We start from the raw sequence: 14,109 nt of genomic DNA, 5'->3' as shown, positions 1-14,109 counted from the left end.
TTTTGTGCCCTTGCTTTATGAGGGAAAACGCATAAGCCCTGTAACGGTGGAGGGCTTTATTCCGTTACGTCAATTACATTTAGGCAATTAACCCCATTCCCTAAGAGGGTTTTAGCTTATAATACTATTAGTTAATATGGCTCTCGTTCCCTTACTCTCAACTAAGTAAAACAGAATCTGTAAAAACCCTCCTTCGGATAATCCGGGGAGGGCTTTTTTGTGTGTTGTAAGTCAACAGTTTGAAACGGCTGTAGCCATGTTTATTAACGGCTTAAGAGTTTCCGTTAGCACCTCTTAGAACAATTTTCCAATTGCCGGATGCTTTTTTCAACAGAAAAGTCTTTTCTTTTTCGATTTTGTCTTCAAATTTAAGTAATACCTTAACGTCAGTTTTTGAATCATCCACAGGAGTATATCCTAACATTTTAAAATCTATTAATTTTGTTCTTGTTGCTGATTGTAAGAATTTTTCAAGTTCAGGGTAATAACTGCTGTCATCTTTGTATACATAATCGTATGCTTGATCTCCCTGTTTGTTTATGACTAGGGTTAGATATCGTTCTAGAGTTTTATCAGGTGTATTGTACCAAAAATAATAGGTACATAACGTAACTGCAACAACTAGCGTGAGCAGCACTGAAACTAAGACTTTACGGCTTTTGAACGAAGATATAGTTTTTTCTGAATTCATATAATACTCACTTCCTTTTCCTCCTAAATGCTGTATAATCTACCTGTAAACATTTTACATTAAAATAGAGATGTTGCTATGCTTCTTTCAAAAAAAGTAAAAATGGCTGCCTTAACTTCATTATCTGTGGTTGCATTAGTGATGCCATTAAATGCAACTGCTCAAGGAGAAAAGAAACAATCACAAGAGATTTCTTCGGAGAATGAAAAAGTACAGCCAATGATGACTGATAAGTTTTTGTGGTCTAGGGAAGTTGATGTTGGTAGTTATTATCTCATTCCAAAAACTATCAGGCTTACATACAAAGAGAGAGGGATAAAAGTTGAAGCAGATGTAACCGCAACTGGGATAAGCGATTACTATGATGTATCTATTGAAGAATTTAGTGAAGCTTTGGAAGGGTGGACACCTGTTGAGACACGCGAGTTTGAGGCAGGTAGGGATCACGCCTATTTTTCTGATCTTGAACAAAGTGTAGACTACCGAATAAGTGTTAAGGGTTCTGTAGAAGGTACAATTTATGCATATAAAGTGGTTGACTAGAATAGATTAAGCAAAAAAATGTTGGCCTGTCCCTATTTTGAGGAGACGGGTTTTCTTGATTAAAAACCGTTTCAGTGTTATACAATCGTATGCACAGTGACCCGTGAAGTCTCAGTGTTTCGCTTGGGATTAATGAAAAGAAAGAAACGAGAGCGAGGGTGAAACATACAATAGAGGGGGGATTTTACCAGCATAAAGAACATCAATTCTTGCATTGTCTTTAGGAATCGTGATAAGTTGTTGCGGTACAACGCTAGAGAATAACACGCCAACTCCAGCAGCCACAACTACCTCATCTGCACCAGCCCCAACTCCTGAACAGAAAGCTATGTCTGCCGAGGAAGTGAGTAGATTTAAGGAGTACGCTCCGAACTTAAAGGATGGGCCATTTATTACAGAGGCAGAGATTGTTAACCAAAACGAGGCTGTAATCATCTATGCAGACTTCGCAACTTTGAAAAAGGCTAAACCTGAAACCGGAATGACAGAAGCAGATGCAAAGAACTATTGGGAGTCTGGAGACGCGGTCAACATCAGACACGTATTTTTTTGTGCCCTTGCTTGATAAGGGAAAACGCATGAGTCCTCTGATGGTAATCCGCCAGAGGGCTGTTTTTACGAGGACAAACCGAACTTCCATAATAAGATCATAAATAACGCCATCGGAATGACCCAAAGTAAAGGAATGGCATTGAGTGCGTAACTCGTTTTGAATTTCAACTTGTGATAGTAGTACCAGCTGCCCAACGCTGAGGCAAGTAGTACAAGCGGATACGATAGGATCGTATAGAACACCCCTGGCGCTCCCGTATCATATTCATCTTCAGGTAAAAGCACAATGGTAAAAAAAACAGAAATTGCCCAAGCCAATAAGAAAATGGCATAGATGCTTTGGCTAATAGAAAGGACGAGACAAGCTGTCTTGTTTTTCATAAGTGCCTGGTTCCTCCTAAAAAGTGGAATTACTAATAAACAAGACGAGAGGAGATAGAAAAAGTAACAATAACAATTGGACAGATATCAAGGTCACCCGTCCTCCCATTAGAAGGCGGGTTTTTTGCTTGTTATCATTTTCATGTTATTCTGTTCGTCCAACTTGCAAAATACCTTACCAATTAAGTAAATTAAGCTAATACCAATCATGTTAGCAATAAACACCGACAATAATGACCGGGGAAATACGAGAGTTGCTGATCGCAATAGTTATAGCTGATAGAGGGAGGATGAACCATGAAGGTATTAGTAGTAGAAGATGACAAGACCATTGCAGAGGGTTTGCACTATTCGCTTTCCAGTGAGGGCTATGAAGTAGTTCTTTGCGAAGGAAAACAAACTGCACTCAAAGCAATTAAACAGCAACGTTTTGATCTATATTTACTCGATCTGACTTTGCCAGATGGTAATGGCTATGAGATTTGCGAATATGTAAAAGAAAATCAGGATGCCCCTGTCATCTTCTTGACGGCGTGTGATGATGAAATCAATGTGGTTCGGGGGTTAGATATGGGAGCAGACGACTATATCACAAAGCCGTTTCGTATCCGGGAGCTGATTAGCCGAATGAAGTCATCCCTTCGACATTACCAAAAAGAGCCCAACCTGTCTGACAAAGTGAGGATTGGAAATGTAGTCGTAAATACAAAGCTGGCTAAAGTGTACAAAGGAACTGAGGAAGTGATGCTGACTGCTTTAGAATACCGTTTACTGTTGGCATTCATAAATAATAGAGGGCAAGTTCTGTCCAGAAATCAGTTGTTAGAGGGTATTTGGGATCTAGATGGTAACTTTATCAATGATAATACCCTATCGGTTTACATTAAGCGGCTTCGAGAAAAGTTGGAGGATGATAGCCAGAATCCCAAAGTGATAGAAACCGTTCGCGGTCTTGGCTATCGAATGAGTGGAAGTCATGTTTAAAAATAAAGAAATACAGAAGCTATGTCTGTATAGCATGGTTATTTCCATCATGGGGATCGCAATTCTTTGGATGATCGACTGGAAAGCGGGGATTGTGGGAGTTGCTATGGTATTTCTGCTCCTTTCCACTTTTTTCGTGTTTACCCGCAAACGTTATCAGGACATCAGTAAGCTCGCTTATTATTTGGCTTCTGTCTATTCAGGCCAACCTACGATGGATATTAGGGATAACGTTGAGGGTGAATTGAGCATTTTGAAAAATGATATTTATAAAGTCACATTAACATTGTCCGAGCAGTCTACTCATCTGAAAAAGGAAAAACAGTACTTGGCAGATACTCTTTCGAACATCTCCCATCAACTAAAAACGCCACTTACCTCCATGTTTGTCATGGCTGATTTGTTAAACAACCCGAGTCTGCCAAAAGATAAGAGGGAGGAGTTCTTGGGCAAGATTATCAATCAGTTGAAGCGTATTGAATGGCTCGTGACTTCATTGCTCAAGCTTTCTAAAATCGAAGTGCAGAGCGTTATTTTCAAGAAGGAACTCGTATCTGTCAAAAAAATGATAAACAAGGCATTAGAACCACTCCTTGTCCCGATGGAATTAAAAAATCAGGAGCTTTCTTTTTCCTGTAAAGAAGACCTTTTTGTGTATGGAGATGAAAACTGGACCGTAGAAGCCATTTTGAACGTAATGAAAAACGGGATTGAGCATACGCCAGTTGGGGGACGTATTGCCATTTCGTGTGAGGAAACACCCTTGTATACACAAATTGTCATTTCCGACAGTGGCGAGGGGATTAGCCCTGACGATGCTCCACACATTTTTGAACGATTTTATAAAGGGAAGAATGCTGGAGCGGATAGTATTGGAATAGGGCTAGCCATGTCTAAAACAATCTTGCAAAGTCAAAACGCCGATGTGTTTATGGAAAGCCAGATGGGTGTAGGAACAACATTCAAAATCAAATTTTACAAGCAAATCATTTAGATGACAAAATTGTAAGAATGAATGTCACCGACGAGACATGTTTGGCAGCTATTCTAAACGTAATAACTTATCTGGGAGGATCATGATGGAGATTTTGCGAGTAGAGAACCTGTCAAAAACGTACGGTGATGGCGAAACAGCTGTTACTGCACTGAACGATATCTCATTTTCCGTACAAAAGGGGGAGTTTGTGGCGATCATTGGACCTTCTGGTTCAGGTAAGTCTACCCTTTTGCATATTTTGGGGGGCGTTGATACGCCCACATCCGGTAAAGTGATCGTTGACCAAACTGATATGTATGCGATGGATGAAACGGCACTAGCCATCTTCAGACGCAGACAGATTGGGCTTATCTATCAATTCTACAATTTGATCCCTGTCCTTACTGTGGAAGAAAATATTACCCTGCCATTGCTGTTGGACGGTAGAGAAGTAAATCAAGATATCTTTTCCGGTATCGTAGAGACTCTAGGTCTTCAACAGCGATTAAAGCATCTGCCAAACCAGCTTTCTGGAGGACAGCAGCAGCGTGCATCTATTGGCCGTGCCTTGATTAGCAGTCCCGCCATTGTATTGGCTGACGAGCCTACGGGGAATCTGGACAGCAAAAACAGTGCTGAGATTGTGAAGCTCTTGAAAAAATTACACAAAGAACGGCATCAAACTCTGATTGTTATTACACATGACGAAAACATTGCCTTGCAAGCGGACCGTATCATTGGCATATCGGATGGCAGGATTTCTAGAGATGAGGTGATCCGGCGATGAATATCGTAAATCAGCTCACCTTACGTTACATGAAGAAGAATAAGAGCCGTACCCTTGTGACAATCATTGGGGTTGTCATTTCTGTCGCAATGCTTACAGCAGTATTTTCGATTAGTAGTTCTTTCATGGATATGATGCAAAGAAACGCGATTACCTACTCTGGTAAGTGGCAGGCAGCTTTTCTCAATGTTACAGGAGAAGATGTTGCGGTTATTACAAATACGGAAGCCATTGAAAGATACGATATTGACCAGAGACTTGGATTTGCACGACTTTCTAACTCTCCAAACAGCGTGAAGCCCTATTTGTTTATTACGGGACACAGTAATCACGATGTAGTAGGGGTGAGCCTACTTGATGGGCGGTTGCCTCAGAATGAAAATGAACTGGCACTTTCATCGGAGTATATTCGAACCGCAGGTGTAAGCTTGAAGGTTGGAGATGTAGTCACTTTAAATTTTGGTGATCGTAGCTTGAATGTAGATGGGCAGAGCGAGACGTTGGGCGACAATGATGTCTACCAATCAAAGGAAGTCTTTACGCCTACAAATACGAAAACATACACGATTACCGGGATTGTTCAAGCACCAGCTAAAGAGCAGGAAGTAATGGCTGCATACCGTGCATTTAGCGGTCTTTCCGAGGGTGATTTAGAGGAGGGTTCTCCCTACACGGTAAGTGTTGAATATAAGGATTTTAAAGGTTTAGGGAATGACATTTACGAAACGAGTAACACGATTGCGAGTAAGGTAAGCGGAGTAAAGGATCAAGTTAAATCGAATGGAGTAAAAATCAAGTACAATCGGGACCTGTTGCTTTATTCCGGGATTTCGAACGATTCCCACTTTCTTAACACGATGTACCTGGCAGTTCTTTCCGTTGGAATTATCATTCTGATTGGATCTGTCTCACTCATCTACAACGCGTTTGCGATCTCGCTTTCTGAGCGTAGTCGTACTTTAGGGATGTTATCTAGCGTAGGGGCAACCAAAAAACAAAAAAGGGCTTCCGTATTTTTTGAAGCTGCTGTGATCGGGGTCATAGCGATTCCAGCTGGGTTGTTTTTTGGGTCCATTGGCATTGGTGTTACTTTCCATTTGCTCAGTCCATTCATTCAAAAAATGCTTTTTGTTAGTGAACCGATACGATTGGTGATAGAGCCGTACAGTATGATTGCGGTCGTTTTGTTTTCCATTTTGACATTGCTCATTTCTGCATGGTTACCAGCAGTGAGGGCATCGAAAATTACACCGATAACTGCAATCCGCCAGACAAAGGATATCGAGATAAAAGGAAAAGATGTTCGTACATCCAATATGACCCGGAAGTTGTTTGGATTTGAAGCGGAACTAGGATTAAAAAATCTGAAAAGGAATAAACATCACTATCGCTCAACTGTCTTTTCTCTTGCGATCAGTGTAATCCTGTACCTAGCAGCTTCTTCTTTTTCGTTGTATATGGATAAGTCCTATAATATGGCACAAGCACCGCTACCCTATGATTTGTCAGTAAACGCAAGGGGAGCCGATCTGGAAAGGGTAAGGTCATTAACAAATGAATTGATGTCCGTCAAGAACGCAACAACAAAAGTGAAGACCCAACTTATCGGTGCTGATCTAATCCTCAACGAAAACGAGGTTACCACAGACATCTCCAGTCGCCATACTCTTAATCCTGATGGGAAATACTTCATGTCTGCAGACATTGTTTCTCTTGATGAGGCCTCTTTTGCAGCGTACCTGCAATCCGCGGGGATTGATGCAAAGAAATTGGAAGGTGACGAGATTTCTGCAATACTTGTCAATCGATTCACCTTGAAGGAAGAACATAATTTTACAGATATCTCTCAACTAACAGTCCAAGAGGGATCAGAACTACCTCTCACTTTGAATGAAGGCGCTAAAGTCCGAATTGCTTCTATCACGGATAAACGTCCACCTTTTATGCTACGATACCAGGAATATGCTTTTACGGTTACATTTGTTGTTTCTGAACGAGGCTTTGACAAGTTCCGAGAACGAGGTAATGCTATGCTGTCTGAGCAAGTTACCAGCGAAGTTCAATTTACAACAGAGCAGTCTGCGGCATTGGAAAATGAAATAAACCCGATTATTAACAAATATCCAGATGTACATGTCTATACGAACAATCTGATTGAGGAGCGTCAGGATGCAATGAATCGCGCCACAGTCACATCCGTATTCCTTTATGGGTTTGTGGTTCTCATCGGACTCATTTGTATGGCAAATATTATCAACACGATTTCGACAGGGATGGCCTTGAGAAAACGTGAATTTGCGATGTTGGCTTCCATTGGTATGACGCCAAAGGGCATGAAGAAAATGCTACGCTTCGAAGGATTTTTTTATGGAATGAAGTCGCTTATTTACGGTTTACCGATTAGTTTATGCGTAATGTTTTTCATCTACAAGAGCCTTAGCCGTAATTTTGAATTCGCTTTTACAGTGCCTTGGGCGGATCTTATCATTGCAGGGGTAGGTGTGTTTTTTATTGTGGGGACGACGATCTTTTATGCAAATAGAAAATACAAAGAATACAGTATCGTTAACTCGTTGAAGAACGAAAACATTTGATCGAAGAATGCAAGTTCGAGATAGAAGGTTCTATCGGATAATTGTTTTGTAACGTGTAAATACGTGTCTGATTCGTTCAGATACGTATTTTTTATTAACTAGTCGTAATGATCGAGTCAGTTTCACTTATGGCGCTGTTTTACTATGGGAAAATCGCACCGTAGTTCATAGATTACTCATAGTGAGGGGATGGGGGGTCAAAGTAATAATCTAATCCGACAATCCCCCAAAAAATGATGAATGTGAACAATACATACAGCCATCTTTTACGAAGGGACTGGGAATTTACGATAAAACCCCAACTAATTAGGGGCAGTGCTATCAGTAGGATTGATACGAAGTCAGACATGCGGAATTCACTCCTTCACGTTTTATTACGTAAATGGGTAATATTGGTTACCCGCCATTAACTTTAGTTAGACGACGAATGAATAGACATTCTACTTTAAGCTGTATGAGATTTACGTCGATGGCAACGAAGCTCAAGGTGAAGTACCAAGGAAAAAGCATGACGGTTTTGGTGAAAGTCACGAAATAAACAAGAACAATGCCCTCGGGATAACCGGGGGCTTTTTTGTGCGTGTTCAAACATGTACATTCACCCCACACAATGATAAAATGTTCGTATATACAAGATAAAGCTGCCTACCATCAACGAAGTATGCCTACGTATCCAGGCATGCTTTTTTCGGGCGAGCACAAACCTTTTACAAATGCGCTGTTGCTCTTCTTTGAATAGGTAGCTGTAAAGGTTTTCATACTTACTGGAGCGGGGTTGCACATATGATAGTGGTAAAGCAATTAATGGATCATTGCCACCGCTTTTTTGGGAGTCAAGGTGATCTGTATCAATCCGAGGATGCGGATATCCTGATTGCCGTCTATCCGGCTACGCGCAAGCGAGGATGGTGGACGTACGCCACGCTTGAGCTGCACGAGATGGGGGCTACAGAGTACCTCGCCTATTCCTATCAGTTTGAGCAGAGAATGATCACGCATTTGGCAAGAATAGCAGCCCAGGTAATTCGTCAGTGGGAGAGTCAATCTACCCGCTTGGAGTCTGGGAGCGTCTTTTCGCTCGGGGATACAATCGTGGAAAAATCGGTTTTGAATCATATGGTACTGACCCCTGCCTATTATGAAGAGGCTGGACTTGAATATTATACAAACGGCAAGGACGTAATCAGGTTCATGATGCTTCATGCCATCGCGGATTCTGAAGCAAAGTTTTTGGAACAATATGGACTTATAGCATTACAGGAATGGTTAGCGCACTCCGGTGTCGATTCCCTGAATGTTACGCGTACGCCTGCCATCTGAGAAGGGAGCGAGCGAAATGTCAGCGATTCGCTTGAGAGTCACCGTAGTAGTTGAACACGAAGGGAAAGTCCTCCTCATCCGTGAGCAGACACAACGAGGCATCTTTTACAACCTGCCAGGGGGAATCGTAGAATATTTAGAAGCGATTCCAGACGCGGCGAAAAGAGAAGTGATGGAAGAGACCGGACTCCTCGTGGAAATGGAGCGATTGATCTGGATAGACGATCGGATCGATCAGGAAGGGAACGGAAAGCATACAGTCGGAGTAGGAGTTCTGGCGAAGCTCGTCGGTGAAGAGACAAACCCAACGCCAGGTGGTATTGTCGATGAAGAGATCGAATGGGCTGGCTGGGTCACGCTAGACGAGTGGAAGCAACTGCCGAACGACCACAAAACACGCCCGGATCAAGTCAAGCAAGTCTTGTCTGATCCCACTTATCAACCGATGTACTTGGGAAATATGCTGAGCCGAGCAGAATAAAAACAAGAGACACCGCCCTTTTCCTAGTGAAGAGGAGCGGTGTTTCTTTTTCTTACGCTTTTTGCTGTACGGAAGCTTTTCTTCCTTTTGCGACAGCCAACACGACGATGACAGCGGAGAGAACAGCGCCGGGTGTCAATGGCTCTGATAGGAGGAGCCAGGCTGCGATGATTGATAAAAAGGGTTGAAGGTATTGAATTTGACTGACCTTGGAGACGCCGCCGATTGCCAGGCCGTGATACCAGGCGAAAAAACCGAGAAACATACTGATTACGCTTATATAGCCAAAACCGATCCAGACAGGCCAAGTGGCTTGTTTTAAGTCAGTGAGTAGAGGACCTGTGAGCGGAACGACGAGAAAAGGAAAGGCAAAGATCAACGACCAACTGATGACCTGCCAACCACCCATTGTCTTGGAGAGCTCACCGCCGACAGCGTATCCGATAGCCGCACTGATGACCGCCCCGAGCAAGGCGAGATCCGCCCATTGGAGGGCACCAAAGCCAGAGCTGATCGCGTAGGCGAGAATCGTCACGCAGGCGATCACACTAGAAATCCAATACTTCCGGGTAGGGCGTTCTCCTGAAAAAAATATCGCTGCGCCAGCTGTGGCCAATGGCAATAGGGCGATGATGACTGCGCCATGCGTAGCGGGTACTCTCTCCATCGCCCACGACGAGAAAAACGGGAAGCCTGCTACTACTCCGGTGGATACGAGAAACAGTTTCTTGGTCTCTTGCCAGGTAGGAAACGGTACTCGTTTTAGTAGGAGCACCAAAGCAGCCAGTACAGCCGCGATCAACGCTCGTCCCAGCCCTGCCGAGAGGGGAGAGAGCACGGTAACAACCATCTTCGTTACAGGCAAGGTCAAGCTGAAGCTAATCACCCCGATGAAGCCATACAGCAAGCCCATTTTCTCTGTATGCAGCTGGTCAGGAGTGATTGGCTGCTCTTTTTGTAGGACTTGCTTCTCGATAGGAAGCTGTGTGCTCATCCGAATCCCATCCTTTGTCGATTAAAAGTTTGTGTTGTTTCATCTTAGAGGCGACCGAGTATAAACGCTAGAGCCAATTGGTAGCAGGAGCAGTAAGCCAATTTGTCGAAAGGGAGGAAAATGAAAACAGGAAGTGTGGAGGACGGATCAGGATGGAATGGAAGCCGGACAAAGATGCGGGAGTTCCGATCTATATACAAATCGCCAAAGAGCTGGAACGACAGATTGTGCAAGGAGTGCTGTCCCCGGGTACATCTCTACCGCCGGAAAGAGTGTTGGCACGACGCTTTGGCGTCAATCGTGGGACGGTATCGGCAGCGTACGAAGAATTGCGGGCAAAAGGTATTTTACAATCGTGGCAAGGGAGCGGGACTTGGGTCAGTCGTGATCTGTGGGGCGTCAAACAAATGCCAAACTGGTACACCTACACGAATGGCGGGGCATTCTTGCCAGCCTATCCACTCGCGAAACGCATTCAGGATGCATGCTTCGATACCTCGATCATCAATCTGGCAAAGGCAGAATTGGCAACGACGATGATCCCGTCTTTGATACCAACGACGCCGGGGGAAGAAAACGAGATCAGGCTTGAGCTGGGCTACGCGCATCCAAAGGGGGAGCCGCGTCTGCGTGAGGCACTGGCTGTGCATCTGCAAGAAAACTACGGCATTCACGCTTCCCCTGATGAAATTTTGGTGACGTCAGGGGCGCAGCAGGCATTGCATCTCATTACACTATGTCTTTTGAATCCTGGAGATGCAATCGCAATGGAGGGACCCTCTTATTCGTATTCCTTGCCTTTATTTAGTTCAGCTGGCCTGCGTTTATTTCGCTTGCCGATGGATGAGAACGGAATTGTACCCGAGGCTGTCTACGAATTGCATCGGGAGCATCGCATTCGCATGGTTTTCGTGAACCCGACCTATCATAATCCAACCGGGACGATTTTAAGCAAGGCACGGCGATCCGAGCTACTCGATATTTGTCAGGAGCTGCGCCTGCCACTCGTGGAGGACGACGCTTACGGGGCACTTACACTGGCTGGAAGCCCTAAACCACCCAAGCCGATCAAAGCCATCGATAAGACGGGGGCTGTTCTGTACGTCGGGAGTCTTTCGAAAACGATTGCGCCAGGCTTGCGAATTGGCTGGCTGGTGGGACCAAGATCTGTCGTAGAAAGACTAGCCGATGCCAAGCAGCAAATGGATTTTGGCACGAGCAGCGTCTCCCAGCAATTCGCCCGGCGATTTGTTGAGCGAAAGAGCTGGAACAATCAGCAGGAGCGGATGTCTCGTTACTTGTTGGAGCAACAACAAACGATGGTACGCGCTATGCACAAGCATCTCTCCGATTACGCGGTATGGAATGAGCCGGGTGGCAGCTATCATATTTGGTGTCGGTTGCTTGCTCTCAGGGACGAAAAAGAATTGCTGGATGATGCGATCAGAGAGGGCGTTGTTTTTACACCCGGCAGCGTCTATGGAGCGGAAGCGGGGTGGCTGCGCCTGACCTATTCGTGGGAATGCCCGGCGAACATCGAGGAAGGAGTTCGACGCATCCAAAGAGTTCTTCAGCAGAAAAGGTGATAAGAAAAGGGATTAATTCCTTATTTATGAAACTATTTTCCACCTCACTCGTATGCACTATAGAGGCAATTTTAGAAAGGGGGGGACAGTCGTGGGCGTACTTGAAACCGTCTACATAGTCTGCCTTGTACTTGGTCTACTCTACGCGCTCATCTCACTGTTGTTTGGCGATGCGCTCTCGGATTGGCTGGGACATCTGCATCTGCCTTTTGCACAGCCTATTTTGTTGGTCAGCGGCATGACTGCCTTTGGCGGAGCGGGGTATCTGTTATCTCGGTACACTTCTCTCGGTACGTTTGTCGTGTTGATGCTGGCAGCTGTCATTGGTATCGCTTTGGCTCTTGTTTCTTACTTCCTGTGGGTAAAGCCGATGAGCCATGCGGAAAATTCCACGAGCTATTCCATGAATCAACTAGGAGGGAAGCTGGGAGAAGTCGGGACGACGATCCCTGCAGAAGGCCTGGGAGAGGTTCTGCTGCCGATGATTAGTGGAACCACTTACCATATGGCAGCGAGTCTTGAGGGCCAGATTATCCCGCAAGGAGCCCGTGTCGTCGTAGTCGAGGTCCGTGACCATGTCTTGTATGTGATCCCCTTTTACACTGAATCTGGCGAAGGAGATGGGAAATGATGTTAGATCCTGGCGTTTTGACCATAGTAGGTGTTGTCGTCGCAGTCTTTCTCGTGTTGGGTATTGCTTTTTGGGCCCGTTACAAAACAGTGGGTGCAGATGAAGCCATGATCGTGACGGGTAGCTATCTCGGCTCGAAAAACGTACTCAGTGACGAATCTGGGCGCAAAATGAAGATCGTCCGCGGAGGCGGCGCATTTATCCTCCCTATTTTTCAACAAGCAAACTTTCTGAGTCTTCTGTCTCATAAGCTGGACGTATCGACTCCTGAGGTGTACACCGAGCAGGGCGTTCCTGTCATGGCAGATGGCGTTGCAATCATCAAGGTAGGCGGCTCGATTGAAGATATCGCGACCGCATCCGAGCAATTTATGGGTAAGAGTGACGAGGCGCTGCGCGGAGAAGCACAGGAGGTCCTCGAAGGATATTTGCGGGCAATCCTCGGCAGTATGACGGTAGAGGAAATTTACAAGAACCGTGAGCGATTCGCACAAGAGGTGCAAGCTGTAGCAACAAAGGATTTGAAAAAAATGGGGCTGTCCGTTGTCAGCTTCACCATCAAGGATGTCCGGGACAAAAACGGCTACTTAGCTGCGCTTGGAATACCGCAAATCGCTGCAGTGAAGCGCGATGCGACCATTTCACAGGCAGATGCGGACAAAGAAGCGCGGATCAAGCAGGCACAGGCAGAGGAAGAGGCACGCAAGGCAGAGCTGCTGAAGGAAACGAACATTGCCGAAGCTGAAAAGGAAAAAGAGCTGAAGGTAGCGGCGTTTAAGCAAGAGCAGGACAAAGCGAAGGCGAGTGCGGACCAAGCCTACAAGCTGCAAGAAGCTGTCGCCAAGCAGCAGGTGACAGAAGAAGAGATGAAGGTCGATCTCGTCCGCAAGCAGAAGGAAATCGAGCTGGAGGAAAAAGAAATTCTTCGCCGCGAAAAGCAATATGATGCGGAAGTGAAGAAAAAGGCCGACGCCGACCGCTACTCAGTGGAACAGGCGGCAGAAGCGGAAAAGGCGAAGAAGCTGAGAGAAGCAGACGCGATCAAGTACCGCATTGAAGCTGAGGCAAAAGCAAATGCCGAGCAGAAGCGCCTGGAGGGCTTGGCGATTGCCGAGGCTGAAAGAGCCCGTGGTAGCGCTGAGGCAGAAGTCACGCGACTCAAGCTCGAAGCCGAAGCGGAAGGGAAAGAGAAGCTGGCTGAAGCATTTGAAAAATTCGGCCATGCGGCTGTTCTCGATATTATTGCGAAAATGCTCCCTGAGCTGGCTGAGAAAATTGCCGAGCCGATGAAGGCAATCGACAAAGTAACGATCGTGGATGCGGGAGGCGGTCAGGGAGATGGCGTCAATCGTCTGAGCGGGAATGTTACGAAGCTGATGGCCCAACTTCCTGAGATGCTGAAAGACGTATCCGGATTGGATATGAACAAAATGATCGCAGATTTTATGAAAAAGGATGATACCGTGCCTGCGAAGCAACAGCCTGTACCCGTGAAAGTTCAGGTAGAGACGGATTCAATTTTGGAGAACGAAACGAAATAATCAAATCGATCGGAGAAGAAGTGCCCCTTATTGCGAGGGGCACTTTTT

General features: G+C 45.2%; 14 protein-coding genes. 11 read left to right on the top strand and 3 right to left on the bottom strand.

Going from position 1 to position 14,109, the window contains the following annotated elements; translation table 11 throughout:
* Positions 1-271: 271 nt before the first annotated feature.
* Complete coding sequence (locus ODZ53_RS28275; RefSeq protein ID WP_372681644.1) at positions 272-691, bottom strand: hypothetical protein; 420 nt, start codon at positions 689-691, stop codon at positions 272-274.
* 78 nt (positions 692-769) lie between these two features.
* On the opposite strand from ODZ53_RS28275, the gene ODZ53_RS28270 reads away from it, so the two are divergent.
* Positions 770-1,234 (top strand): hypothetical protein, encoded by a 465-nt coding sequence (locus ODZ53_RS28270; protein ID WP_372681642.1) that lies wholly within the window; start codon positions 770-772, stop codon positions 1,232-1,234.
* Between the two features lie 229 nt (positions 1,235-1,463).
* Positions 1,464-1,799, top strand: coding sequence for a hypothetical protein (locus ODZ53_RS28265; RefSeq protein WP_372681640.1), 336 nt, complete (start codon positions 1,464-1,466; stop codon positions 1,797-1,799).
* A 50-nt stretch (positions 1,800-1,849) separates the two neighbouring features.
* Here the strand turns inward: ODZ53_RS28265 and ODZ53_RS28260 are convergent, their stop codons facing one another.
* Positions 1,850-2,167 (bottom strand): hypothetical protein, encoded by a 318-nt coding sequence (locus tag ODZ53_RS28260; RefSeq protein ID WP_199926659.1) that lies wholly within the window; start codon positions 2,165-2,167, stop codon positions 1,850-1,852.
* A 297-nt stretch (positions 2,168-2,464) separates the two neighbouring features.
* Here ODZ53_RS28260 and ODZ53_RS28255 point away from each other — a divergent pair, with 297 nt between their 5' ends.
* From ODZ53_RS28255 to ODZ53_RS28230, 6 genes are all read left to right on the top strand, one after another.
* Positions 2,465-3,151 carry a response regulator transcription factor gene (locus tag ODZ53_RS28255; RefSeq protein WP_087343427.1) on the top strand — a complete coding sequence of 229 codons (687 nt, stop codon included), beginning with the start codon at positions 2,465-2,467 and terminating at the stop codon, positions 3,149-3,151.
* Positions 3,144-4,145, top strand: a complete 1,002-nt coding sequence (locus ODZ53_RS28250) for a sensor histidine kinase (RefSeq protein WP_372681637.1) — start codon at positions 3,144-3,146, stop codon at positions 4,143-4,145. The genes ODZ53_RS28255 and ODZ53_RS28250 overlap by 8 nt, the downstream gene beginning before the upstream one ends.
* 85 nt (positions 4,146-4,230) lie before the next feature.
* Positions 4,231-4,914, top strand: a complete 684-nt coding sequence (locus ODZ53_RS28245) for an ABC transporter ATP-binding protein (RefSeq protein WP_016739677.1) — start codon at positions 4,231-4,233, stop codon at positions 4,912-4,914.
* On the top strand, positions 4,911-7,508 hold the full coding sequence (locus tag ODZ53_RS28240; RefSeq protein WP_372681635.1) for an FtsX-like permease family protein: 2,598 nt from the start codon (positions 4,911-4,913) through the stop codon (positions 7,506-7,508). Before ODZ53_RS28245 ends, ODZ53_RS28240 begins: the two co-directional genes overlap by 4 nt.
* Positions 7,509-8,291: 783 nt before the next feature.
* A complete protein-coding gene (locus ODZ53_RS28235) occupies positions 8,292-8,828 on the top strand; it encodes a suppressor of fused domain protein (protein ID WP_173604856.1) in 537 nt (178 codons plus the stop codon).
* A gap of 16 nt (positions 8,829-8,844) precedes the next feature.
* A complete protein-coding gene (locus ODZ53_RS28230; RefSeq protein ID WP_026133939.1) occupies positions 8,845-9,309 on the top strand; it encodes an NUDIX domain-containing protein in 465 nt (154 codons plus the stop codon).
* Positions 9,310-9,361: 52 nt separating this feature from the next.
* Here ODZ53_RS28230 and ODZ53_RS28225 read toward each other — a convergent pair whose 3' ends face one another.
* Positions 9,362-10,303 carry a DMT family transporter gene (locus tag ODZ53_RS28225; protein WP_372681632.1) on the bottom strand — a complete coding sequence of 314 codons (942 nt, stop codon included), beginning with the start codon at positions 10,301-10,303 and terminating at the stop codon, positions 9,362-9,364.
* Positions 10,304-10,455: 152 nt separating this feature from the next.
* Here ODZ53_RS28225 and ODZ53_RS28220 point away from each other — a divergent pair, with 152 nt between their 5' ends.
* From ODZ53_RS28220 to ODZ53_RS28210, 3 genes are all read left to right on the top strand, one after another.
* Positions 10,456-11,889, top strand: a complete 1,434-nt coding sequence (locus tag ODZ53_RS28220; protein WP_372681630.1) for an aminotransferase-like domain-containing protein — start codon at positions 10,456-10,458, stop codon at positions 11,887-11,889.
* 91 nt (positions 11,890-11,980) lie between these two features.
* Positions 11,981-12,520: an NfeD family membrane protein gene (locus ODZ53_RS28215; protein ID WP_372681628.1), complete on the top strand. Its 540-nt coding sequence runs from the start codon at positions 11,981-11,983 to the stop codon at positions 12,518-12,520.
* Positions 12,520-14,061: a flotillin lipid rafts scaffold protein FloT gene (locus ODZ53_RS28210; protein WP_015893079.1), complete on the top strand. Its 1,542-nt coding sequence runs from the start codon at positions 12,520-12,522 to the stop codon at positions 14,059-14,061. The genes ODZ53_RS28215 and ODZ53_RS28210 overlap by 1 nt, the downstream gene beginning before the upstream one ends.
* The last annotated feature ends 48 nt before the right edge of the window (positions 14,062-14,109 follow it).

It is taken from the genome of Brevibacillus sp. BD137, assembly GCF_041644655.1.
Classification (GTDB): domain Bacteria; phylum Bacillota; class Bacilli; order Brevibacillales; family Brevibacillaceae; genus Brevibacillus; species Brevibacillus brevis_D.
This window is presented reverse-complemented; position numbering and strand designations above follow the sequence as displayed.